28 protein-coding genes are annotated in these 24,111 nt (G+C 44.6%); 8 read left to right on the forward strand and 20 right to left on the reverse strand.

Annotation, left to right across the window (positions count from 1 at the left end; genetic code table 11):
• Window positions 1-6: 6 nt before the first annotated feature.
• Together ubiA and R7R78_RS21625 are read right to left on the reverse strand one after the other, a co-directional pair.
• Window positions 7-861, reverse strand: coding sequence for a 4-hydroxybenzoate octaprenyltransferase (gene ubiA, locus R7R78_RS21620; protein WP_005378684.1), 855 nt, complete (start codon window positions 859-861; stop codon window positions 7-9).
• On the reverse strand, window positions 862-1,401 hold the full coding sequence (locus tag R7R78_RS21625) for a chorismate lyase (RefSeq protein ID WP_005378686.1): 540 nt from the start codon (window positions 1,399-1,401) through the stop codon (window positions 862-864). It lies immediately after the preceding gene.
• Between the two features lie 161 nt (window positions 1,402-1,562).
• Here R7R78_RS21625 and R7R78_RS21630 point away from each other — a divergent pair, with 161 nt between their 5' ends.
• Complete coding sequence (locus tag R7R78_RS21630) at window positions 1,563-1,973, forward strand: flagellar basal body-associated protein FliL (protein ID WP_005378687.1); 411 nt, start codon at window positions 1,563-1,565, stop codon at window positions 1,971-1,973.
• A 62-nt stretch (window positions 1,974-2,035) separates the two neighbouring features.
• On the opposite strand, the gene glpG is transcribed toward R7R78_RS21630, so the two are convergent.
• The 6 genes from glpG to ftsY all read right to left on the reverse strand — a co-directional run bounded on the left by glpG (window position 2,036) and on the right by ftsY (window position 7,589).
• Window positions 2,036-2,878, reverse strand: coding sequence for a rhomboid family intramembrane serine protease GlpG (gene glpG / locus R7R78_RS21635; protein ID WP_017636076.1), 843 nt, complete (start codon window positions 2,876-2,878; stop codon window positions 2,036-2,038).
• On the reverse strand, window positions 2,878-3,198 hold the full coding sequence (glpE, locus tag R7R78_RS21640; protein WP_225474224.1) for a thiosulfate sulfurtransferase GlpE: 321 nt from the start codon (window positions 3,196-3,198) through the stop codon (window positions 2,878-2,880). The genes glpG and glpE overlap by 1 nt, the downstream gene beginning before the upstream one ends.
• Window positions 3,199-3,691: 493 nt before the next feature.
• Window positions 3,692-4,549, reverse strand: a complete 858-nt coding sequence (rpoH, locus tag R7R78_RS21645; RefSeq protein ID WP_005378693.1) for an RNA polymerase sigma factor RpoH — start codon at window positions 4,547-4,549, stop codon at window positions 3,692-3,694.
• Between the two features lie 176 nt (window positions 4,550-4,725).
• The gene (gene ftsX / locus R7R78_RS21650; protein WP_005378695.1) at window positions 4,726-5,694 is read right to left on the reverse strand and encodes a permease-like cell division protein FtsX; all 969 of its coding nucleotides are present in this window, start codon (window positions 5,692-5,694) and stop codon (window positions 4,726-4,728) included.
• Window positions 5,684-6,358 carry a cell division ATP-binding protein FtsE gene (gene ftsE / locus R7R78_RS21655; RefSeq protein ID WP_005378697.1) on the reverse strand — a complete coding sequence of 225 codons (675 nt, stop codon included), beginning with the start codon at window positions 6,356-6,358 and terminating at the stop codon, window positions 5,684-5,686. Before ftsE ends, ftsX begins: the two co-directional genes overlap by 11 nt.
• Window positions 6,359-6,380: 22 nt before the next feature.
• Window positions 6,381-7,589, reverse strand: a complete 1,209-nt coding sequence (ftsY, locus tag R7R78_RS21660) for a signal recognition particle-docking protein FtsY (protein WP_053350808.1) — start codon at window positions 7,587-7,589, stop codon at window positions 6,381-6,383.
• Window positions 7,590-7,819: 230 nt separating this feature from the next.
• On the opposite strand from ftsY, the gene rsmD reads away from it, so the two are divergent.
• A complete protein-coding gene (gene rsmD, locus R7R78_RS21665) occupies window positions 7,820-8,419 on the forward strand; it encodes a 16S rRNA (guanine(966)-N(2))-methyltransferase RsmD (protein WP_005378702.1) in 600 nt (199 codons plus the stop codon).
• 25 nt (window positions 8,420-8,444) lie between these two features.
• Window positions 8,445-8,711, forward strand: coding sequence for a DUF1145 domain-containing protein (locus tag R7R78_RS21670; RefSeq protein ID WP_005378704.1), 267 nt, complete (start codon window positions 8,445-8,447; stop codon window positions 8,709-8,711).
• A 57-nt stretch (window positions 8,712-8,768) separates the two neighbouring features.
• Here R7R78_RS21670 and R7R78_RS21675 read toward each other — a convergent pair whose 3' ends face one another.
• The 4 genes from R7R78_RS21675 to R7R78_RS21690 all read right to left on the reverse strand — a co-directional run bounded on the left by R7R78_RS21675 (window position 8,769) and on the right by R7R78_RS21690 (window position 11,822).
• Window positions 8,769-9,353 carry a YhgN family NAAT transporter gene (locus tag R7R78_RS21675; RefSeq protein WP_005389671.1) on the reverse strand — a complete coding sequence of 195 codons (585 nt, stop codon included), beginning with the start codon at window positions 9,351-9,353 and terminating at the stop codon, window positions 8,769-8,771.
• 107 nt (window positions 9,354-9,460) lie between these two features.
• Window positions 9,461-9,682, reverse strand: coding sequence for a YecH family metal-binding protein (locus R7R78_RS21680; protein WP_005378711.1), 222 nt, complete (start codon window positions 9,680-9,682; stop codon window positions 9,461-9,463).
• Window positions 9,683-9,751: 69 nt separating this feature from the next.
• Entirely contained in the window at window positions 9,752-10,372 is a 621-nt protein-coding gene (locus R7R78_RS21685) for a lysoplasmalogenase (RefSeq protein ID WP_213965860.1), read from the reverse strand.
• Between the two features lie 1,081 nt (window positions 10,373-11,453).
• On the reverse strand, window positions 11,454-11,822 hold the full coding sequence (locus R7R78_RS21690) for a hypothetical protein (RefSeq protein ID WP_005378717.1): 369 nt from the start codon (window positions 11,820-11,822) through the stop codon (window positions 11,454-11,456).
• Between the two features lie 327 nt (window positions 11,823-12,149).
• Between R7R78_RS21690 and R7R78_RS21695 the strand changes: the two genes are divergently transcribed.
• The gene (locus R7R78_RS21695) at window positions 12,150-12,479 is read left to right on the forward strand and encodes a DUF2500 domain-containing protein (RefSeq protein ID WP_005389668.1); all 330 of its coding nucleotides are present in this window, start codon (window positions 12,150-12,152) and stop codon (window positions 12,477-12,479) included.
• Here the strand turns inward: R7R78_RS21695 and R7R78_RS21700 are convergent.
• The 7 genes from R7R78_RS21700 to rhtB all read right to left on the reverse strand — a co-directional run bounded on the left by R7R78_RS21700 (window position 12,476) and on the right by rhtB (window position 19,151).
• Complete coding sequence (locus tag R7R78_RS21700) at window positions 12,476-13,489, reverse strand: acyltransferase (RefSeq protein ID WP_017636080.1); 1,014 nt, start codon at window positions 13,487-13,489, stop codon at window positions 12,476-12,478. The two genes, R7R78_RS21695 and R7R78_RS21700, sit on opposite strands and share 4 nt — an antisense overlap.
• Before the next feature lie 283 nt (window positions 13,490-13,772).
• Window positions 13,773-14,990 carry an organoarsenical effux MFS transporter ArsJ gene (arsJ, locus tag R7R78_RS21705; protein WP_136977232.1) on the reverse strand — a complete coding sequence of 406 codons (1,218 nt, stop codon included), beginning with the start codon at window positions 14,988-14,990 and terminating at the stop codon, window positions 13,773-13,775.
• A gap of 254 nt (window positions 14,991-15,244) precedes the next feature.
• A complete protein-coding gene (locus R7R78_RS21710; protein WP_005383629.1) occupies window positions 15,245-15,739 on the reverse strand; it encodes a cyclin-dependent kinase inhibitor 3 family protein in 495 nt (164 codons plus the stop codon).
• Window positions 15,740-15,751: 12 nt separating this feature from the next.
• Window positions 15,752-16,753 (reverse strand): ArsJ-associated glyceraldehyde-3-phosphate dehydrogenase, encoded by a 1,002-nt coding sequence (locus R7R78_RS21715; protein WP_005383630.1) that lies wholly within the window; start codon window positions 16,751-16,753, stop codon window positions 15,752-15,754.
• A 42-nt stretch (window positions 16,754-16,795) separates the two neighbouring features.
• A complete protein-coding gene (locus R7R78_RS21720) occupies window positions 16,796-17,131 on the reverse strand; it encodes a metalloregulator ArsR/SmtB family transcription factor (RefSeq protein ID WP_005378730.1) in 336 nt (111 codons plus the stop codon).
• 154 nt (window positions 17,132-17,285) lie between these two features.
• Window positions 17,286-18,509: an EAL and HDOD domain-containing protein gene (locus R7R78_RS21725; RefSeq protein ID WP_053304474.1), complete on the reverse strand. Its 1,224-nt coding sequence runs from the start codon at window positions 18,507-18,509 to the stop codon at window positions 17,286-17,288.
• Between the two features lie 24 nt (window positions 18,510-18,533).
• Window positions 18,534-19,151 (reverse strand): homoserine/homoserine lactone efflux protein, encoded by a 618-nt coding sequence (gene rhtB / locus R7R78_RS21730; RefSeq protein WP_225474225.1) that lies wholly within the window; start codon window positions 19,149-19,151, stop codon window positions 18,534-18,536.
• Between the two features lie 65 nt (window positions 19,152-19,216).
• Between rhtB and R7R78_RS21735 the strand changes: the two genes are divergently transcribed.
• Complete coding sequence (locus tag R7R78_RS21735) at window positions 19,217-20,227, forward strand: alpha/beta fold hydrolase (RefSeq protein WP_225474226.1); 1,011 nt, start codon at window positions 19,217-19,219, stop codon at window positions 20,225-20,227.
• Between the two features lie 244 nt (window positions 20,228-20,471).
• Window positions 20,472-21,296 (forward strand): Cof-type HAD-IIB family hydrolase, encoded by an 825-nt coding sequence (locus R7R78_RS21740; RefSeq protein ID WP_017636084.1) that lies wholly within the window; start codon window positions 20,472-20,474, stop codon window positions 21,294-21,296.
• A gap of 50 nt (window positions 21,297-21,346) precedes the next feature.
• Here the strand turns inward: R7R78_RS21740 and R7R78_RS21745 are convergent, their stop codons facing one another.
• The gene (locus R7R78_RS21745) at window positions 21,347-21,817 is read right to left on the reverse strand and encodes an EVE domain-containing protein (RefSeq protein WP_225474227.1); all 471 of its coding nucleotides are present in this window, start codon (window positions 21,815-21,817) and stop codon (window positions 21,347-21,349) included.
• A gap of 47 nt (window positions 21,818-21,864) precedes the next feature.
• Here R7R78_RS21745 and R7R78_RS21750 point away from each other — a divergent pair, with 47 nt between their 5' ends.
• Both R7R78_RS21750 and R7R78_RS21755 read left to right on the forward strand, forming a co-directional pair.
• Window positions 21,865-23,415, forward strand: a complete 1,551-nt coding sequence (locus R7R78_RS21750) for a COG3650 family protein (RefSeq protein WP_225474228.1) — start codon at window positions 21,865-21,867, stop codon at window positions 23,413-23,415.
• The gene (locus R7R78_RS21755) at window positions 23,415-24,011 is read left to right on the forward strand and encodes a tRNA-uridine aminocarboxypropyltransferase (RefSeq protein WP_225474229.1); all 597 of its coding nucleotides are present in this window, start codon (window positions 23,415-23,417) and stop codon (window positions 24,009-24,011) included. Before R7R78_RS21750 ends, R7R78_RS21755 begins: the two co-directional genes overlap by 1 nt.
• Window positions 24,012-24,111: the final 100 nt, after the last annotated feature.

A 24,111-nucleotide genomic window follows, 5' to 3' on the forward strand; every position in this document is an offset into this window, starting at 1 on the left:
CTTCGCTTACCAAAATGCGACCAGTAACCCTATCGCTATCACCATGCCAACATAATTGTTGTTAAGGAAAGCCTTAAAGCACAACTCACGCTCACGGTGACGAATTAAGTGCTGCTGATAAACAAACAATGACGCTGCAATCAAAAGGGTCCAGTAATAACTTTGTCCCAATTGGTAGAACTGCCCTAACCAAACCAACATCGCGAGTGTAATCAGTTGCAACACACCAATAATAAGCTTGTCATGACGACCAAACAGAATTGCCGTCGATTTAATACCAATCTTTAGATCATCATCTCGGTCTACCATCGCATATTGAGTGTCGTACGCAATGGTCCACAAAGCGTTAATGAGGAACAAAAACCAAACAATCAATGGTAATTCCCCAGTTTGTGCAGCCCAAGCCATTGGAATCGCCCAGCTAAAAGCCAAGCCTAAAAATAGCTGTGGAATATGAGTGTAACGCTTCATAAATGGATAGATGAACGCCAACACAATGCCAGCGAAGGATAGCTGAATCGTCAACGGGTTCATGGTCAGCACTAACAAAAACGAGCTGATACCCAAAACCAAAAATAATCCAATCGCCTCTTTTGCTGTCACTTTCCCTGATGGCAGTGGACGTTGCTTAGTACGCTTTACATGGCCGTCGACTTTGCGATCTGCAAAATCATTAATCACGCACCCCGCACTACGCATTAGGAATACCCCCAATACAAACACGATGAATACATCCCAACTTGGCATCCCTTGGGCTGAGATAATTAGCGCCCAAATCGTTGGCCACATCAGTAACAGTGAACCAATCGGGCGATCCATGCGCATCAGTTGCCAATATGCTTTGGCTTTTTCTGCGGACATTTACACTGTCTCCTTAGCGTAAACTGGTGAATTAGATAAGAATAACTCAGCAACTAGCATCGGTTTGTGATTCATCCACAACCTTGAGCGTCGCGCTAACAAACGTCCTTCTGGTACGGCTACCCATCCCATTTGTAAAGAGTCTCGCTCAACGTTATCTGCGCTGAACACTGTTAATCCTAATGGGATATCCCCTTGTTGAGCCAAATCATACTGCTGATCAACTAAGGTTGAACGAGGAATCAATGTCCGCCCAATAACCCAGTTATTATTGTCACCGCACAAAATTACCTCTCTCAGTAAGCAATCTTGTTCGGACAATAACTGGCTTTCGTCCTGTTTTAATGTCGCTGCAGTGACGATCTGATTTTGTAGCAATTCTACCGTTAACGCTTGGCAGTGCTGTTTTAAACGACGTGACAAAGACCCTTGCTCTTCAAGCCAATGCTTGGCAAATTCATTTGGAAATTCGAATTCTTCGGGGTTTTGCCACTCTACTTCCAATAAAGAAGCAAGATAGAGTGATGTTGGCTGATTCATACTAGTATTCAATTGGAGGCTTTATGCGTACAATAAAGCAACAACTTACCGTCCATAGTAATGTATGTAACCGTAAGTTCCGTTATTTGTTATAGACGGCCCATTGTATCAAGACTGAAGCGATTCGAATATCGCGATCCAGAGAAAGAAAAGTTAGAAATATGTACAAACGTTATATAGCCCAAATTATTTTTGCGTTAACCATACTATTCGCCGCACCAAGTTGGGCTGAAACGGAAGAAGCTGGACCTAAGTTGGCATACTTTACCCTAGAGCCTGACCTCACTACTAACTTTTACACCAAAGGCAAAAAGTTAGGTTATGTGCAAGTGCGCATCGACATCATGGTAATGAGTCAACAAGATTTATCAGTTGTTGAGCATCACCAACCTTTGATTCGCGATGCAGTGATTGAATTATTGGGTAAGCAAACAGAAGATACGATTAAGTCCCTTTCTGGCCGAGAAGATCTGCGCAAAACTTTAGTGACGACCCTCAACGAAACGCTTTTGCCTGAAACAGGTAAAACCATCATTGCCGATTTGTTGTTTACAAAATACCTTTATCAATAAACCCAAATCCGTTTTGAACATAAAAAAGACCGCTCTTGAGCGGTCTTTTCATTTCATCTGCTTTAGGCTTGCTGTTGGTATTTCATCTTGCCTGAATCAAACAGCGCAATCGCCATCCCCGACAGTAGCCCAACTAAGTGAGCGGTGTTTGCAATCGCCATAAATGGCTGCACAAAACCAAGAACTAACCATACCAACATAAAGACGATGATTGGCTTGGGTAGCGTAAGGCCTAAATGTGGCAAGCGGTAACCCAGTATCCACAAATAACCAAGCAGTGCATAAACCACACCAGACAAGCCGCCGAAGTTAGCCCCTTCAACATAGAACTGGCCTGCCCCTGAAAGCGCTGCCGACACCACAAAGAGTTGCAATAGCTTACCGGAACCGAGACGACGTTCGATGTCGCCCCCCAACTGCCACCACCATAGTAAGTTAAACACGATGTGAGTTACTGAAAAGTGCAGTAACGCATGACTTAGCCATCGCCACACTTGCCATTGTTGCCCCTCAAAAGCCGGGAAGTGCAACAACTTAAACACGCCATTGCCAAAGCCAAACATTTGTAACAAGTAGATGATGATACAGACTGTCATGATCAGCAAAGTCATGGGGCCAGCTTTCGCTTTGACCATGCTCATGATGCTCGGGCTGGAATAATGAAATGTGCTCTTACGAGTATCGGCAACGTCCCACGAGGCGGCGCTGTATTTTGAATCAGACGGGTTAGCAAGGAACAGCTTAAGTTCGGCTTCCGCTTCTATTTCATGCTGGCTATCAGTCAGCCACAGCGCAAATTGCCCATCCCCTTCAGGCATCATTTCGATGTCAATTTGGCGAGAGGCCATATAATCAATAAAGGCTTGCGCCATACGTGGATTATTTAACGTTACCAATCTCTTCATTAACTTCTCACTATCGGTAGTTCTGCTCGATGCCAGGCTTCAAAGCCACCATCTACACTGTACACCTGTTCAAAGCCTTGGTTAACTAAATATTGCGCCGCACCTTGGCTACTAATGCCGTGGTAACACATCACCAGAATAGGTTGTTCGAACTCCACTTCATCCATAAACGCAACGATCGTATCGTTAGTTAAATGATACGCGGACTCCGCATGCGCAACGGCAAACGATTGAAGGTCACGGATATCTACAAGCTTCGCATCACCCTGCTCGAGCAGCACTTGCGCACCTTGTACATCGATATGCTTAAACTGATCCATTTACTTTCTCATTGTCTTATTAATATACCCAAGCAACCTCGAACCTAACGTACTAATCAGCACCCGTGGTACAGCATAAAATCCATATTTGAAGCTGCTTGGGTATACTGCCGCTATTGTAACCTATCCAACGGCAAACTTAGACACATGGATAATCAGGGTTTTCAAAAGTGTACACATTCCAACCATTTGTGGATAAAGCTGTGAATTGCGTTGATAAAGTGTATTTGGATCTTTTGATCCACAATATGTAGTGATGATCTTGATCTAACTGTGTGTATATCTATAACTATCCCCAGATGGAAAAGTGCTTGAATCCCTTATTTTGTCCGGGTTTCGAACAGTTGATAAATAATTACTTCACAGAGTTATACACAGGTAGCACATAAAATCCGGATCGCAAACGCTATCGATTTTCGATCGACAATAAAAAAGCCGAGATCACATGATCTCGGCTTTCTATGAAAATCTTACTTTCAATTAGCAGTGGAAATTAAAATTCACCCACGGCCAATTTTAGTTTCTTCATTGCATTTTTTTCTAGCTGGCGAATACGCTCGGCGGAAACACCGAACTCATCAGCTAAGTCTTGCAATGTTGCTTTCTCATCATCTAACCAACGAGAACGCACGATGCGCTGACTACGCTCATCCAAACTCGCTAATGCATGACCCAAGCGATTGTTGGTGTGCATTTCCCAGTTGGCGGCTTCAATATTGTCGGCCACATCAGACGATTTGTCTTCTAGGTATAGCATCGGCGCTGTGTAAGCGTTTGAGCTGTCGTCTTCATCAGTTGGCATATCAAAGGTTGAATCCACCGCCGCTAAGCGTGATTCCATCTCGCGAACTTCAGAAGGCTCAACACCTAACTCGCGCGCAACGGTTTCCACTTCACCGTTGTTAAACCAACCCAAGCGCTTTTTCGACTTACGCAGGTTGAAGAACAATTTACGTTGCGCTTTAGTGGTCGCAATTTTCACGATACGCCAGTTACGTAGCACGTATTCGTGGATCTCTGCTTTGATCCAGTGGACAGCAAAAGAAACCAAGCGAACCCCTACTTCTGGGTTAAAACGCTTAACGGCTTTCATTAGACCGATGTTACCCTCTTGCACAAGATCCGCCATTGGCAAACCGTAGCCAGAGTAACCACGAGCAACGTGAACAACGAATCGTAGGTGCGAAAGAATTAGACCTTTTGCAGCCTCAATCTCACCTTTATAGTGTAATCGTTCTGCCAGCTCACGCTCTTCGTCTGCAGTCAGCATTGGGTAGCTGTTTACTGAGCGAATATAGCTATCAAGGCTATCTTGCGTGACTAGAGCCATCGGATACGCTTCTTTTGTCATTCAATTCCTCATCAATCTCTGATCTGGAGCATTACATTGCAATTTAGCTTCGATATCTTGAACTCAAAATGAACAAGTTTCAAGAAGGGGAAGCAATTATCCATAAACATTTGGTCTAAGCAAGGGTTCAAAATTAGCTAGTGCTAATGAAATCCAAGTAATAAGACCGCCATCACTTAAACTGGTTCAATTTCTTTTAAATGTCGTTGCGCAGAAAAACGCGCCGCAATACATCCCAAAAGACTCCCAATGATGATTAATAACAAAGATTCATCCCAACTTAGACCAATCAGGCGGAACTGGCTATCGTACAACGCAGCAAGGTCTTCCACCGCACTATTCATGACAATGGTCACTAAAGCCGTTACCAACCACGCAATAGTGGCACCTAACACGCCAAACCACATACCTGTGTACAAGTAAGGGCGCAGAATAAAACTGTCCGTCGCACCGATCAGTTTCATGGTTTGAATCTCTTCTTTATTCGCCAGCACATTAAATCGCAATGTATTGCCAACGATTAAAAATACCGCACCGAGCATCAGCACTGTCAGGGTAATGACAATAATACTCGCGAGAGTTTTGATGGCATCAAGACGCGCCAGCCAGTCTTCGTCAAGTCTCACGTCGGTCACATCTTGTTGCTCTCGAACGTCTTTGGCTAATGACTGAATATCACTTTTTAGCTCCGAATCTGGCGTAATCACCAACACACCAGGTAGCGCATAGCCACTTAAAAGGCTGATAGCTTGGTCGAACCCTGCATATTGGCTTAAATCAGATAGACCTTGTTGCGGTGAAATATATTCTACCTCTTTTACCAAAGGCCAAGTTTCAATTTGATCTTTGAGAACCATCACTCGTGCATCCGGCATGCCTTCAACTAAGTAAGCACTAACTTGTGAAGGAGAAGCGACATCTTCCGCTGCCCCCGCAACGTTTTTCCCCAATAGATACAAACAAGCTGGCATGGCAAGTGCCATGGAGATGACCGCTAGAGTCAGAATGTTGCCTAGTGGTCGTTGCCATAAGGCGCTAAAAGAGGATTTAGCTTGTTTTGCGTGGACAGAGAAAAAACCATCGGTATTCGCACGCTTAGCACTGCGGCCTTTCCCCTTCTTTTGGGAGTGCTTGTTACCTGCCATAGTCTTCTACCTCACTTAGGAAGCCTTGGTTCAATTCAAAATGACGATACTGTGGGCGAGTGTTTACTAACCCCACATCGTGCGTGGCAAGTAGGATAGTCACGCCCGCACGGTTAAATTCTTCGAATAGACGCAACACACGGTTGGATAATTCTGGGTCAAGGTTACCCGTAGGCTCATCAGCCACCAACAACGTTGGTCGATTAACCACAGCACGGGCAATACCGACGCGCTGTTGCTCACCACCAGAAAGTTGACTAGGTAGACAACGAGCTTTATCGAGTAAGCCCGTTTTATCTAACGCCGCAGAAACACGGCGTTTGATTTCGTTTTCAGAAATCGATTCGATACGCATTGGCAGAGCGACATTGTCGTACACACTGCGATCCATCAATAGGCGATGATCTTGAAAAACAATCCCAATATTGCGGCGCAAAAAAGGGATGTCTTTGCCTGGAATACGCGTGATGTCGTGGCCATTAAAATGGATTTTGCCATCGGTTGGTCGCTCTATCGCGCAGATCAATTTCAGCAAGGTACTTTTACCAGCCCCGGAATGTCCGCCTAAAAACGCCATTTCACCGCGCCTCAGGTGAAAATCGACTTTTTGCAGTGCTTGTCGGCCACCTCGGTAAGCTTTGCTTACTTGCTGAAATTTGATCACCGTTGATTTCCTCTAACTCTTTTTATTCTTCACGACTAAACAGTGCGTCAATAAACTCTTGAGTTTCAAATGGACGCAAGTCTTCGATACCTTCACCCACACCAATGTAACGAATTGGAATACCGAACTGATCAGCAATAGCGAAAATTACGCCGCCCTTGGCTGTACCATCCAGCTTAGTCAAAGTAATCCCGGTTAGAGGGGCAACATCACTGAAAAGTTTCGCTTGGCTAATGGCATTTTGTCCTGTACCTGCATCAAGCGTTAGCATGATCTCATGTGGTGCAGAGTCATCAATTTTCTTCATCACACGTACAATCTTACGCAGCTCTTCCATTAGGTTCGCTTTGTTCTGTAGACGACCTGCTGTATCAGCAATCACCACATCCACACCACGTGCTTTTGCCGCTTCAATCGCATCATAGATAACAGAGGCACTGTCTGCGCCAGTATGTTGAGCAATCACAGGAACATTATTACGTTCACCCCACACTTGTAGCTGCTCAACCGCTGCGGCACGGAAAGTATCGCCCGCTGCAAGCATCACTTTTTTGCCTTGAGTTTGGAACTGCTTCGCTAACTTACCGATGGTCGTGGTTTTACCCACGCCATTTACACCCACCATCAAGATGACGTAAGGCGTTTTGTTGCTATCGATTTCTAGTGGCTGTTCAACTTTAGAAAGAATCTCAGCCATTTCTTCTTTCAACAAACCATAAAGGGCTTCGCCGTCTTTCAGATCGCCACGTGTGGCTTTTTCTGTCAGGTTGTTGATGATTTTTGTTGTGGTATTCATGCCCACATCAGCAATAAGCAGTTGCTCTTCTAGCTCTTCAAATAAGTCTTCATCGATTTTCTTACCGCTGAACAGACCGAAGAAGCCAGCACCAATATTTGCTTTTGTTCGGCTTAGGCTGCGTTTAAGACGAGCAAAAAAACTTTCTGTTGGCTTTTCTTGTTCTTGAACACGAGGCGCGGCCGATACGACTTCTGGCTCTTCTGCTTCTGCTTCTGCTTCTGCTTCTGCTGGGGCAGCCTCTGATTGTTTCGCTTCTTCTTCAAGTTCTGGCGTTGCTTCCGCTTGCTCAGCAACCGCTTCGGTTTGCTGCTCTTCAGAAGGCGCTTCCACTGCTTCTTCTTTTACTGTTTCTTCAGTTTTTGGTTTTGGGCTTTGTTCTTCGTCACCAAAACCTAGCCACGAAAGTAATCCGCGCTTCTTTTTTTCCGTCATCTGGGGCTATCCTAGATTGTTCTTTTATCTATTAATGACTCTTTTTTGACAAGATTATTATCTGTCTAAAAAAGGCTAATGACAAAGTTCTGAAAACTTTCCGATTAGGTAATTCTAATCTTATTAGTGTTACACTCTGTCATCTTGAATATTCTGGGCTGTATCCAAGCTCCAAGCTCATTGCTTGGGCGATTAGATATAGTATCACTTTATTAGCGGTCAAAAAATCTATGGTAAGACGTCGCCAGCAAAACTCATCACAAAAAAAGCCAACAACGGGCTTTGTTCGCATTATTAGTGGCTTATGGAGAGGCAGAAAACTTCCTGTACACGATGCTGAAGGCTTACGCCCCACGACCGATCGCGTCAAAGAAACGCTGTTTAACTGGTTAGCTCAAGATGTACCACAGGCAAAATGTCTCGACTTGTTTGCTGGCTCTGGCGGCTTGGGATTTGAGTCAGCTTCGCGCCAAGCAGAGCAAGTGACCATGGTTGAGCTAAACCCACAAGCTTTCCAACAGTTACAAAAGAATGTTGCCTCTCTTAACGCGAACAACATCCAAGTGGTAAATACCGACGCACTGAGTTTTTTGAAGCAACCGGGTTCTGCTCATCATGTGGTGTTTATTGACCCACCGTTTCGCAAAGGTCTATTGGATGAGACCGTGGCTCTGCTAGAACAAAATGGCTGGCTCGCGGAAGATGCGATGATTTATATTGAAACAGAAAAAGAACTCAATATTGCCGACTTACCAGAAAACTGGCAATTACATCGAGAAAAAACAGCAGGCCAAGTGAGCTATCGTCTGTACGAACGTACCTCCGCATAACGCCTCGATTTAAAAGGATACTTAAATGAAAGCACTAATTATGCTGGCCAAAGCGGCTATCGCCTTTGTTTGGTTAGTATTAATCCTAAATATTTTTATGCCCTTTCCCGGCAATGCCGCGATTGCGCTTTACATCATGACCGCTTTTTTGTTCATCATGCACGGTTTACAAATGGCCATCTTCATTGGTGCATTTGGCGACAAAATAAAAATGAGCAGTTGGGAAAAATATTCAATCCTGATTTTTGGTATTTTTGCCCTACTCGATATTCGTCGTAAACACATGATGTAATCGCTCAGATACGAAAAAGCCGCTCTTGTGAGCGGCTTTTTTTCTGCGTTTCGTTCGTCACCCAATGTAACTTTTTACACCATCCAAGAACATTTGAGTGGAGATCATCACCAGTAACAAGCCCATTAAGCGTTCTACCGCCTTCAAGCCACGTTCACCCAACAAGCGATTAAAGAAGCCATAAAACATCAGTATAAAAAATGTTGCGCCCCACGCAATTACGACTGATGCTGACATTTCCAACATTTTCTCTGGATGTTGCGAAGACAGTAAAAGCAAGGCTGCAATCACTGAAGGGCCTGCGATCATAGGAATGGCCATCGGAACAATAAAGGGCTCCTCGCCTGCTGCCAGTCCAGTGATGCTGCCAGCACTCGGGAAAATCATCTTAATCGCAATAATGAAGAGAATAATGCCACCAGAAATGCTGAGCGTTTCTGGCTGGACATGCAAAAAACTTAAGATGCTTTGTCCTGCAAACAGAAATAGCATCAAGATCAGTAAGGCAAACAGTAGTTCACGAATCAATACCTTACGACGACGCTTGGGATCGATATGTTTGAGAATAGACAACACAATCGGCAAGTTACCGAGAGGGTCCATGATTAGAAACAGCATGGTCGCTGCAGAAAGAATGTCCATATTCTGGCCTCACCTAAAAAATGGCGGCCAGTGTATAGCAAACTGACAACATGAGTATATGACTGAGGGCGAAAACACCATATTCACCCTCGATCTTAGCCGCCGTTTTAGTGATTACAAACTCGCGCCATATTGACCACAAACTTACCTTCAAGCTCACGAATTTTGTCGCGCTTGAGCAAAAATGCTAGTAATGCATCTAAGTCTAGATCATTCAGTTTACAGGTGTGAAAGCGAACGCTAGCGCCAAAGTGCTGTGTGAGGGCTTCGCGATCCATTGGCGTTTCTCTAAGTAGGTTTAGCAACTCGTGAGCATGGATTTCACTCATTATTGACTCCAGTTATTAAGAACAATGCGTTCAGTTTACTGAAATCCTCAAGAGCTGCTTTGACTTAAATTAGTAAATGATTGAGGCAACAATGAGGGCATGAGCAAAAAAGTAACTACCACTCACCCACAAATAGGCGTGTTTCATCGGTTTTCGATAACCGTGTATCGCGTATGCCAGCGCCGAATAGATCAGAACTAAGGTTCCGCTAAAGCCGATAGCATTGGCGTAACTCGGCACTTGTAACCAAACTTCACCGGCTGCCCAAGCAAGTTGAACCAGCATCATCCCCATGATCACAACGGGGAATACCAGAGAGTCGAGTTGAGGTAGCAACAAAAAGAACGCCACGATACTCGCTGCAAGCAGCAGGGCCAACAGCCACCAGACAATCTCACCATTAAGCTGCACCCAAAATGACTTGCTGTAGCATACCTGGGCGACCAGATAAGCCGAAAAATAGATTAGCTTACGAGTTTTAAACGAGTGCAGCGTATCTGCCACCATAGACACAATAAGCCCACCCGCAATCCAGTAAGTATATGTTGCGGATGCACCTTGAGTTAACACCAACACAAGAAGAAGTAGCAGAGTAAAGATTTTAAACACGAGGGATTGTGTCGGGTTAGCTTGCTTTGCTCCCAACACGGAATACACACCTGATAGCCCTATCGCCAGCCAACTCCACATGCAGTATACACCTTTTACTTAAACTCGCCGCTAGTCTAGGTAGACCAGTTTTGATGTAAAGACGCAATCTACGAAAGTTGGATCTCGCTAGCGATTCGAAACATTTTGTAACCCTCAACCTACGTAATAATAAAGCCGATGAGCCTGAATGATGCCACTAAACATTGGGGCCAAGCTTTGCTCATCAGCCGAACCCATCAAATTACACGACACAATAACCAACGCTTTCTAAAACTATTTAACTGAAAAACAGATAAGTCCTCCAGGTAAGCCGCCATTTCACCAACTGACGATTAAACCACCAGGATGTATGTAATGCAGGCAACAAGAATAAATAACAGACACAAAATAGAAAATAGTCTAAGTAGCGCTCTAAGAGAAGAGAAACCACTGATGATTAGGAGTAAAAACTAAGAAAACCGACCTTAACTCAGTAACAAAAAAATCAGGCAAGAAAAGTAAGTTAATGATAAATAAAACCATAATTTCAATAACAGATAAAAGTGCGAACTTCATAAACCATAAAATCACTAAACACTTTTGAAGCCCATATTTTCTCATAAGGTAAGAAAATCTCACTCCATGCTTTCGATTTGACGATGCAACCTCATAGCACATTTTTTAATTTTCTCAATTTTTGAGAAATACAGACAAAATAAAGACCCAACATACTATTCGAAACAAAAAACAATTACAAAGCCAACACCACAAACCATTTAACATTATAAAATCAAACACTTAAAAACAAAAAGGATAAAAACAAAACAATGTGAACACTTTAAATACAGGACAAAAAACATAGTTTCATTAGTCAGAATCACGTAAAACCAGACAAGTTAAGTGTGGTTTTTGAAAAGATTAACGAGCATATGTTGATCAAACCCCAAAAACAGTGCTATATTAAATTCATCGAGTTCATCAAAGATTAAGGGGTAGTGTTATGATTTCATCTTCTCAAAAACAAGGGCTGGTTATGATTGCAGTGGTTGTGGGTTTAATGACACTGCCAATGATGTACTAACCAAATGATTTAAAATAAAAAAGGACGCAAATGCGTCCTTTTTTATTTATCTGTATTGCTCTACTGAATGTGCTTAGACAAAATATCCCAGTGCATATAGTAGAAACCAAGAGCGGCCAGCGTAATCAACGTCATTAGCAAAATTGCTGTACGCCAAATAAAGCGAGAGCTTCTTGGTGTCAGCTCTTTTTCACAAGCATCACATGCCGCCATAAAGCCTTTACGATCATCCAGCTTGTAATCGTCTTCGTGCACCACTTTATTACGCACTGTCGCGATGAATCGAAGCTTTGCTATCACGTCATGCGGTAAACGTTCTTCACAACTATTAATAAGTTGGTGCAACCCTTTCCCTTCTGCATGGTACTGAGTACGCAAAAGTTTTTCGATCGTTCGGGTACGCATGACTACTTTTTCAATATCTGACATCGTAACCCTCCTTACCAGACCCTTCCTATGTTCATTATTTTTATTCTTCTATAAATTTAGAGCTTTTTCGAGCCGTTAAGTGTAATTTTACTTTCAATTTGTGCCCTTGAGCTCATATAGCCTAACAAGTGAAAGCCGCTTCGTTCAGCTTTAGTGACTTCGCTTGCAGATGAAGCGACGATTTCATCGCGCATCATTAAGATAAATCGTGAAGTGCGCCGAATAATCTCCATATCCCTTTCATTAGATTATGAATAAGTTACCTCAACTCATCGTTTCGTCAGCGAGTTCTGTAGAATGGGACCCGATAAAACATTGGAGGTTAATATGCCAATCTCACTTATTGTCGCCCTATTCGCCCTTATTGCCTTGGGCGCTTGGGTGTTTTTCCGTTTTTATAGTAAGCACTATGTGGGCGAAGACGCTCCAGAGCAAAGCGCGCAGGTAACGGTTTTAGATAAACAAGCGATAGACATACCAAACGCACCACCAGGTCAAGACGATCAAGAGTATTGGATTTACGTTCAACGTGGTTCTATCGGTCCAAAGCGTGAATTCCAAATTGGAGTGCATTACTACCATGCACTCAATCCTGGAGATAAGGGAACACTGACCTATCGCGGCAACAAGTTCCTTCACTTCGCTATCAAACGTTAAGGCAGTAACCAACGAGTCTTGGCAGAACGAGAAAAGAGATAGCTCATCGCCAAGGCTCCAGCTCCACTTAGAACGATCCAGACTGGAATCACCCACGCAGGATGTCCTGTGTACCAACCGAACTCTTTCATCGGCCATAAGAAAATAGGATGAAGTAAGTAAATCCCTAAGCTGTGCTGACTGATCACACTTACCACTTTTTGTACTTTTGGTGATAAGCCTTCACCAAAGTAACGCCCGATCATAAAAATCATCGAAGCTGCTAGAATCACATTCAGTGTTTTATAAGAGAGCCAGCGCCCAACCGTATACTTCTCCGCCTCTAAGCTATTTGTCACAACCATCGTAAAGGTCACTGCCAACGCCACGAGTCCTAGCCCAACAAATAGGGTCACCATAGAGCGATTCAAAGGTACCTTTTGAAATAAAACATACCCCAGTGGAAGGTAACCCATATAAAGCCACATCTGATTACTCCAAGGGCCATCAATCTTGAACAAGAACAGTGTGCTGGTGAAAAGCCAAAATGCGAGATAGGTATACAAGACGTTGTCATCCACGTTGCGTACCATCCATTGAAACAGCGGAATCACAAAATACAGTGGTATAAAGTAATAGAAAAAGCCGAGATGGTAATACGTTGCGTGGAATGGGCTATTGCTTAATACCTCTTTTACGGTTTCAAAATCAAAGCCTTGAGAAGTCCAACCTGAAAGGTATGCATAAAACATCGACCAAATAAGAAATGGAACTAAAACTTTGCCCAAACGCCTTTTGATATAATACTTACCGTCAAATGGTCGAGTGTCACTGAGCATTAGCGCTCCGGTGATCAAAATAAAAACTGGCACTGCCCAGCGGGTTACGCTATTCACGCCTACCGCTGTCAGCCATTGGTCAAATGGAATCACTCCTAACTCATTTCGATACGGTGCCAAGACGTGAATGGCGATCACTGCTACCGCTGCGAAACAGCGCAATAAATCAAAAAACAGAACCCTTTCTCTCATACCTTTCCCTACTTTGAGTCGCTTATCGTTTATAGCATAGGGTAAATCTCAACCAGTGAAATGGTTAACAATCTGTTTTTGCTTATTTTTAACTCAACAATGACCTACAACGGGGATTTCATCACCACTCTAATCACTTAACGAGAACCAAAAACCAAGCATCAGTATTCACTCTCGATGCCAAACCGACACAATCTGATTACAGCAAACGGCGCATAAGAAACAAAAATGGCTCCGATTTGGAGCCATTTATACCATCTACAGATAGCGATACTGGGGATAGTTACGCAGTAGCAACATCAGCTTTTGGCAACTTAATTGAAATCAGCGTCGTCAGTGCCAAGAAAGCAAAAGAAACCCATAAGCACGCTGCAAGACCAGCCTCTTGGTAGATCCAACCCGATAATACCGTGCCAATCAAACGTCCCACCGCATTGGCCATGTAGTAAAAACCAACATCCAACGAGACGCCATCGCCTTTAGCGTAGCTCACTATCAAGTACGAGTGCAGCGAAGAGTTAATGGCAAACACAGCGCCAAAAATCATCAAACCTACCACAATCACCAATTCAGGCTGCCAACCGATTTGCACACCATAAGCAATACCAGCCGTAATTAACGCTAGGACTCCTGCCCACACCAATGCTGCACTACCATCAGGCACACGACCTTGCGCTTTGCCAGTAATACGCGGCGCAAAGCCTTGCACAAACCCATAAGCAATGACCCACGCAGCGAGAAAGCTACCAACCCACAAGTGATCCCAGCCAAACACGCTACCAAGATAAATAGGCAGAGCAACGACAAACCACACATCACGAGCACCAAACAAGAACATGCGAGCTGCGGATAAAATGTTTATCGATTCAGACTTGGAGAATATTTGGCGAAACTTAGGTTTACTCTTTGCTTTACCCATGTCCGCTTCTAGCCAGATCATGCTGCAAATAAACACTAATGTAAGTACACCCGCCATAATAAACATCGAGTTTTGAAAACCCACCCAAGACAGCAGCAAGCCACCAACAAAAAAGCCCGCTCCTTTGAGTGCATTCTTCGAGCCAGTCAAAATCGCTACCCATTTGTAGAGCGCACCTTGCTGCTCGTCTGGTACTAGCGTTTTAATCGCGCTCTTAGCACTCATTTTGTTCAGATCTTTGGCAATCCCCGACAGAGCTTGCGCTGCCATCACCCAAGCAATGGTCAGCCATGCATTTGGTACTGCGAGCATCAGCAACGCAAACACTTGCATCGCTAAACCAATGTTCATGGTTTTATTTAGGCCTAACCTTGCGCCCAACCAACCACCAACCAGGTTTGTCACCACACCAAAAAATTCATAGAAAAGAAACAGTGAGGCAATAGCTAACGTGGAATAACCTAAGTCATGAAAATAGAGCACCACCAGCATACGCAGTGCGCCATCGGTCACCGTAAAGTTCCAATAGTTAAACGTCACTAACATGTACTGACGAATACTTTTGCTTAATTGAGAAATCATATTGACCTCATATGTACAGCGATAGAAGCATTTAGATCATCATGTTCTAAATACTTCCTAACCTGTACAGCAACATTGACCAATACAATGTTGCTGTGATTTTCAAAAAATGCCCCAACATCAATAAAAAGCAAAATACACCTTAAAAACAATGCATTAGTTAATATTAATGGCTTTTTTTGTAAACAGTCGTATCCTGAAGAAGCTCGAATTTAGCTTTTGGATCATAATGAACCAAAAGCTATTTAAGCTGATCAAGCGTCTTGAGCCACGCGTTCGATGTACTCAACTTGCACAGGTTTTGTAAATGCACCAGGGCGCAATGCCTGCACTTCTCGCACGATATCTTCTAACTGCCATTCCTTTTCTAGGAGTAGGTGAGCAGCGAACAAACCTGTGCGCCCCGAACCACCCATGCAATGCATCGCAACTTTGCCACCTTGAGCAAGAATCGCGTGCAGTTCCGGACTGGCTTGTTGCCACTTCGTCGCAAATTCTTCATTTGGTGCGCAGTCGTCTTCAATCTCGATCTGGAACCATTTCATACCCAGTTGCTGAGTGGCTTCACCCAATGCAGAGACATTCTTCGCAGCTAATTCACTATCATCTAATGCAGTAACGACCGCTTGAACACCCTGCTCTTTCAACTGTTCTAACGACGCATGCAAATCGACACCTTTCGTTCCTGGGCACGGTGTTAAGATTAAAGCACCGGAGTCCAAATCTAATTGCCATGTAGGATGAGACATTGTGACCCCCTTTTAAGCCAAACCAACGTTACGAACCAGCTCTGCTGTGCGCGTTGCATAACCCATTTCGTTATCGTACCAAGCGTAAATCTTAACCATACGAGAACCCACAACCATGGTTGATTGCGCATCAACGATGGTTGAACGTTGGTCGCCTTTATAATCGATAGAAACTAAAGGACGCTCTTCGAAGCCAAGGATGCCTTTCAAATCACCTTCAGATGCTTCTTTTAACAGTGCATTCACTTCTTCTGCTGTGGTATCACGCTTCACATCAAAAATGATGTCTGTTAACGATGCGTTTGCTAGAGGTACGCGAACCGCATGACCATTAATTTTGTCTTTTAATTCTGGGAAAATTTCGACAATCGCCTTCGCGCTCCCCGTCGTGGTCGGGATAAGGCTCATGCCGCATGCTCTTGCACGGCGTAGATCTTTGTGTGGCGCATCCAAAATAGTTTGCGTATTCGTCAGGTCGTGAATGGTCGTAAAAGAAGATTGTTCGATACCCAATTTCTCATGAATGACTTTAACCACAGGTGCGATACAGTTAGTCGTACACGAAGCTGCTGTCACGATACGATGTTTTTCAGGGTCGAAAATATGGTCGTTCACGCCCACCACAATGTTCGCAATACCTTCTTCTTTCACAGGTGCGCTTACCACGACACGTTTCACGCCTTGCTCTAGGTATTTGTTTAGGAATGATGTTTTGCGATGTACGCCTGTCGCTTCAATCACAACATCACAATCAGACCAGTTCACCGCATCGATATCGCGTTGTTGAGTCGTGGCGACACGCTTGCCGTTGATGACGAGCTCACTGCCTTCGACCTGAACTCCATGATGCCAACGACCTTGCACTGAATCGAATTCTAATAAGTGACCAAGCGTAGCGGCGTCACCTGCGACATCGTTGATTAACACAAACTCCAATTCTGGCCAATCAAATGCCGCTCGCAGCGCTAAGCGACCAATTCGGCCAAAGCCATTAATTCCTACTTTAATTGTCATAGTTTTACCCTCTAATCTTCTACCTTGAATCTCTATTCGCTGTTAACAGCAAGCCTCACGACTTTTATCGTGTAAGCGTGTGATGTCGTCTTGGTATTCCTGCTTCAAACAGTTTGATGCCACTAAGTCTTCAATTAACTTTCGCATCCAACCTGGCAATTGCTGTGATAACTCGTAATACACCCATTGCCCTTGGCGTTTATCCACCAAGATGCCACTGGACCGTAACTGAGCAAGATGACGAGAAACTTTCGGCTGGCTCTCTTGCAGAGCAAACGCCAAATCACCAACGCAAGTTTCACCTTCACGGGCCACGAGCATTAAACAACGTACGCGTGTTTCATCGGATAACAGCTTAAAAAACTGATGTGGAAGCATAATGAACATACCTATATATGGATATGCGTATATGTTTATTTAATTAAGATATATCGTCAAGAGGAAACCGTCCATCGTCATAAAAGTTTCACATCTAACGAACAGCTTGATTGTAAAGAGAGAGATTCAAAGAGATAAAAGATAAGACACGAAATTATGCAGTCGCGATGCTTTGACTCCAGCGAACCGCTTCACCTAAGGAGAGCTTCACTTCCTCTAAAGGCAACCCCAATTGCATCGTGATTTTTTCAACCCCTGACCAATCGGCACGCTCGTAGCACTCTTCAAGGGAAATAAGTGCACCATAAACCCCTTTGCGATGTAATAGCGCTTGTTGTACTGAATGACTAAGCGGTAACTGCCTAACTAAAGATTCCACCGAAAGATCCAGCAACGCATCTAGAATCGACAGCAAACCAACCATGAAACCTTGTTCGTTGAGATGAGAGAATGGCTGATAGCGCGACATCAATTGGCAAAATTGAGCTCGTTGCAATGAAAGGTGATACAGCTCTCGAGGTTTGTTACTGGAGATATACGATGCCACAACCAAAGAGACAAACTGCTTAAGGTTATCCTGGCCAAGATAAATCAATGCCTGACGAAAAGAGCTGATTTCGACAGCCAAATTCGGCGCTTGCGTATTTACAAAACGCAATAATTTATACGAAAGCGCGACATCTTGCGTAATGATGGACTCGATACGAGTAAAGTCAGGCTCAGGAGCACAAACTTCACGAAACAGTTGCAATGCCAACACTTGCTCAGGACTGACGTATTTAGTCTGCGAGACGAGTGGCTTGCTAAAAAAATAACCTTGGAAAAATTTAAAGCCAGCCGCTTTCGCTTGCTCAAATTCTTCTGCGGTTTCAACACGTTCTGCTAAAAAGTGGTATTTGACGCGTTTGGCAAGGTGTGTTTTGACCAGTTCACAGGCCTTTTCGAGCCCCATCGCCATAATGTCGAGCTTCACAATATGCACATATGGCAAAAAACGACGCCATTCTGGTGTTAGGGTGAAGTCATCCAAAGCGATCAAGTAACCTTCTCGATAAAACTCACGAATCGCATCAAGAAGCTCATCCGTAGGTTGGCACGTTTCCAACACTTCGATGACAATTTTGTTTTTCGGCAAACTGCGCGGCAAACGTCGCACCAAGCTTTGATGAGGAAAGTTAATAAAGCATCTTGAAGAGGCAATCACTGGGTTAGTGCCCAGTGATAGGAAGTTTTCGACGATCAGTCGGTATGTCGCTCGATTTGAATCAATATGTGAAGGGTATGCGTTACTCTCCCCGTCTCGAAACAACAATTCATAACCCAGCGTCTGTCTTTTTCGGTTAAAGATCGGCTGGCGAGCGACATACGTTGTATTCATGCTAAAGAAGGACCTATAAATGGCTTATGACTTTGCAGCTGCTAATAATGCACCACAACCCATGAACATTGAACCGAATACTTTGTTTATTTTTCCCATGATTTTATCGGAGCGAATAAAGCGTCCCATTTGTGCTGCCAAGCTCGTGTAACCCAACATTACACACGCATCAATCACGACCGTAGTGACGCCAAGCACCAACAGTTGCGTGATTTGGTCTTTTGCCGGGTCAATAAACTGCGGGAACAACGCCACCAGAAAAACAATCGATTTAGGGTTGGTGAGGTTAATTAACACTGCCTTGTACAACAGCGCCGTGCCTGACATCTCGTTGTGGTTTTCAGCTGCGACTAAGCTTGATGTGTCGCGCCATTTCTGAATCCCCAGCCAAACCAGATAAGCGGCACCAACCCATTTAATGACAGAAAATGCGGTTTCTGACTGCGCGACAAGCGCACCAATACCCGCCCCCACCAGCGCGATGTGGATAACTAAACCAATTTGTAAGCCAATAATGGCACCCAGTGATTTACGGGTACCGTAACTCAAACCATTACTGATTGAGTTCACCGTGCCAGAGCCCGGAGCCAAACTAAAAACGATTGCTGTTACTACATAAGCTAACCAGACATGGGTATCCATTGCATTTCCTCACTAATTCTTCGATGATACATCGCGTAAACAACGTATCTTCAGGTAATCAACTAATGGCGACTAACCATTCACCTTTGACTTATACTCAAGAGACATTATTTGAGCAAGCAATTGGTGGTCCGATCGCAGCACTTTGGCAAACTCGCCAAGAGGGCTTTGTTAAAGGGACTGAGAAAAAGAACATTTACTGGTGCAAGCTAACCAACCCAGAGCATAAAAAAGCCGTGCTCATCGTAAATGGACGCATTGAGTCTTCCTGGAAATACCAAGAGCTGTTTTACGATCTCTACCGCCAAGGTTTCGATGTCTATTCCTTTGACCACCGCGGACAAGGTTTATCAGATCGTTTATTATCTGACTCAGATATGGGTCACGTCTATGACTTTACTGATTATATTGATGATATGGACATCGTCGTAAAAAAACACGACCTTAGCGAATATCAACAATGCTTCATCATCGCGCACTCTATGGGCGGCGCGATCGCGACACGTTACCTGCAAACTCACCCAGAACACCCTTTTACTGGTTTGATTCTAAGTGCGCCCATGTTTGGCATTAACCTGCCATGGTACCTATCACCAATAGCGATTCCGGTCACACAAATTATGTCAGCGGTATCAACTTTGCCACGCTATGCACCAGGACATCAGGCCTACTTCCCTAAGCCCTTTGAAGATAACCCACTTAGCCAAAGTTACGGCCGCTACCAATGGTTCCGAAACCTATATACGGAAAAACCGGAACTGCAAGTCGGTGGGCCAAGCACTCGCTGGGTTTGGCAAGGGCTCATGGCCGCTAAGCAGTGCTTTTTATTAACTCGCCAAGTCAAAATACCAGTCATCCTAATCCAAGCCGGAAACGATCGGATTGTTAGCAATCTCGCGCAAAAGCGTTTTATTGATAAATTGCGGAAAACCAACCCGCACGCGGAGCTGCTTTCTATCGAAGGCGCACAGCATGAAATCTTGTTCGAGACCGACAAGTATCGTAATCAAGCGCTCGATGCGATTTTCAGCTTTATGAATGACCCTAAATCGCCATCAAACGAACAAGCACAATAAGAACTCTAGGCGACCATTTCACGACTAAGATTAAAGAGGAAATGTCTACACATCGATTTACCCTCTTTTTCATCCTCATTTTGGCGTACACTGCTTGAACTTGGCTACTTTGACACAGTGTTTAACCGCATAGTGCTACGAGCCCAAGTTCCCCCGCATTCGGAGCAGTACGATCTAGTCAGTCTGCTGTACTCCGTTTGCAATTCACCTGTTCCACACTATCCAAACCGTTTACGAGGACTTCATGAGCACATCGCTACCTTGCAAAGAGATCACCAAAATCGTTGCCTCTGATCTGGATGGCACGTTACTCGCACCAAACCATCAGCTCAGTGCTTACTCAAAAGAGACGCTAAAAGCGCTGCATGAAAAGGGTTATACCTTTGTCTTTGCAACCGGCCGTCACCACGTAGACGTTGCGAGCATCCGTCGCCAAGTTGGCATTCCAGCTTATATGATCACGTCGAATGGTGCCCGAGTGCATGACCAGGAAGATCAGCTAATGTACAGCGAGAATGTCCCTGCGGAACTGGTACAAGGCGTGATCGACACGATCAAACATGATCAAGAAATACTTATTCACATGTATCAAAATGATAGCTGGTTGATGAACAAGGATGATGAAACGTTACGTGACTTCCACGATGAATTCACTTACGTCTTATTTGATGAAGACCACGCCCCAACTGACGGTATTGCGAAAGTTTTCTTCACGCATCCAGGAGAAGACCACGAACGTTTGGTCGTATTTGAAAACAAACTACGTGAGCAGTTTGGTGATAAGCTGAACATCGCATTTTCAACGCCTTGGTGTTTGGAAGTAATGAGCGCTGGCGTGTCTAAAGGTCATGCTCTTGAAGCGGTAGCGAAAAAACTCGACCTCACGTTAGAAAACTGCGTAGCATTTGGTGATGGCATGAATGACGTAGAAATGCTGTCGATGGCAGGTAAAGGGCTAGTTATGGGTACATCACACGAAAAAGTGATGAAAGCTCTACCAAATAATGAAGTAATTGGCAGCAATGCAGAAGATGCGGTTGCACACTACCTACAAGAACACTTGCTGTAAGCTTCAATACTCCAAATAATGAAGGGCTGCACATTCGCAGCCCTTCTCTTTTATCGCTGACTTGGCAGCTTCTCTTTGCCAAGAATCGCGTCCCATTCTTCTTCTGCCACGGGCATAATCGACAAGCGATTTCCACGTTTCACCAACGGCATGTTCTCAAGTTCTGGCATCGCTTTCATCACCGACAACGGAATCACTCGCGCCGTTTTACGTACAAACTCTACATCCACCATAATCCAACGCGGGTTGTCTGGGTCTGACTTTGGATCGTAATAATCGCTTTCGGGATCGAATTGGAAATGATCGGGATAGGCTTCTCTCACAACTTTAGCAATACCTGCCACGCCAACATGTTTACAAGAAGAGTGGTAAATCAGGACTAAATCGCCCACCTTCACTTGGTCACGCATCATATTGCGCGCCTGATAATTACGAACTCCCTCCCAACATGAAACCTTTTGGGTTCGAAGCGTGTCAATAGAAAAGGTATCTGGTTCAGTTTTAAATAACCAATATGCCATAATGCCATCCGATGCCGATTGAGTAACAATAATGAGGAAGATATAACATGAAGGCTTTGAAAAACCCAGTGGCGCTTGCCACCCTGCTGGTTCTGCAAGCATGTAGTTCACAGCCGCCACAATCTGGTGCCGCTGACCCAACCTCTCCACCTGCAACCTTAGATAAGCCTGAAACCATTCAACCTCAAACTTTTATGCTGCGCGGAAAAGTGATCGTCGGTCACGAGAGCCAATACATCATGCCTTGTGGCAGCGACAAGCAATATTGGTTGCAACTGTCACCACAGCAAATGCAACGAGCAATTCAGTTAAATAACGAGCCTTACCAGACCATGTATGGCGAGGTTATCGGCCATCTCAACCCACCGGGCATCGATGGGTTTTCTGCTGATTTCGATGCTAACTTTGTCGTGGAACAAGTGAACTTCCTCACAACGGAAAATCCAAACCGTTGTCAGCAACCAAACAAACCAACTCGCGTGTTTGGTAATGAGCCTTCTTGGTCGGCAAGCTTTGAGGCTAATGGACTAACATTCCAGCAAATCGGCAAACAAACCACAAAATTAGCGATTAAAAGCAGTCAGCTTCAACCTCGCCAGCGCACTTATCAACTACAAGATGGTGAGCTTCGCTTAACAGAAAACCTCTGCTCAGACACAATGAGCGATTCTTTGTATGGCTGGAAAGCAACACTAAAACATGATGGCGAGACGTATCAAGGTTGTGGTATGGCTGCAAACGTCGATGCAACGCTTGGTTGGGCTAATACCTATGTCGCGACCTCAACTCAATCACAAGGTTTTGAAGTACAAATGACCTTAAACCCAGACCACAGCGCCACAACAAAATACCGTTACGCCAATGGACAAGCACCATTAATCGAGCGTGGTTACTGGCAACAGTTAAGTCCGTCTCAGGTTCAAGTTGTCATGACGCATCATCAACAGCAAAGGCTAATGTCAGAGCGACTGTTTACTCGAGAAGGCAATCAGCTCAAAGCGACCAAAGAAAAAGTCGGTAACTTGGTATACTCAATCGCCGATGGTGGTTTAGTCCTTTATCCTGCCACCGTTCGTGATGAAGGCATCATGCAACCAGCCGAAAAACGCACCAACAACCCCATCGGTAGTGCTGACGTCCCTTCTAGTGCAGAGTTTGATTCAAAAGTAGATGCCGCGGTGCGCAACTACTTCTTTATCCATCAAACCACCCCCAACAATAACCAATACCGTTGGCTAACTTACGACCTCAACAGCGATGGTAACGAAGAGCTATTGGTACAGTTGGATTGGTGTGGTTCCGGAGGCTGTACATTGCTGATATTTGAACATCACGAAAAGGAATGGCGATTTAATAGCCGCATTACACTAGTGCAAAGCCCGATTATGCTCGGCCAACAAACCTCTCATGGTTGGCGAGATCTGATTTTTAATGTCAGCGGTGGCGGAGCTAAAGCGGCTCAACACGTGATGCAATACACTGGGGTTAGCTACCCACTCAACCCAAGCATGGCGCCAACGGCAACGCCGAACCAAGTCAGTGGCGTGCGTCTGTTCTCTGATGGGATAAGCCCGGTGCGAGAAGGAGTTCGTCTTTAATGTCTCAACCGTGTCCAACCTGCGGTTTTCAATTCAATTGTATGTGCTCGCTGATGCCGAAACTTACCAGTGAGCACAACATCCTGCTGTTAATGCATCCGAATGAACTGAAGCGTGATACTAATACCGGCCAGCTACTAGAGCAGTGCCAACTCAGCATTGAGCGAGTAATCTGGGATCGCAAACAGCCACCAGCAGAATTGCTCACTCTATTAGCTGATCCGTCGCGGTATCCGGTGTTGCTCTTCCCCTGTGAAGAAAGTATCACACTCGAACATGTGGTACTCCAAAGCCAGCAACAAACCAAAACTCCGCTGTTTATTATTTTAGATGCCACCTGGCAAGAGGCGCGCAAGATGATCAATAAGAGCCGTTGGTTAGAAGGTATCCCTACTATGGGATTGTCTGCGTCGGCGGACTCACAATATCAGCTGCGACGCAACCAACAACAAGGTAATTTGTGTACGTTTGAAGTCGCTGCACATTTGCTCGGGCAACTTGGAGAACAAAACAACCAACAACAAATGCAGCGCTTTTTTGCCCATTACCTCGCTCTGTTCCAAGCTGAAAAGAGTGGACACGCTCTTAAGCGTTAACCATTAAGCTCAGTAGAAGAACCAAGTAAATTACCACCTTCTAAAGAAGGTGGCTTTGTGTGAGCCCCCTAAAAGGGGGCCTTTGTTTAGTCCAGCGCCA

The sequence above is a fragment of the Vibrio sp. 2134-1 genome (genome assembly GCF_033339495.1).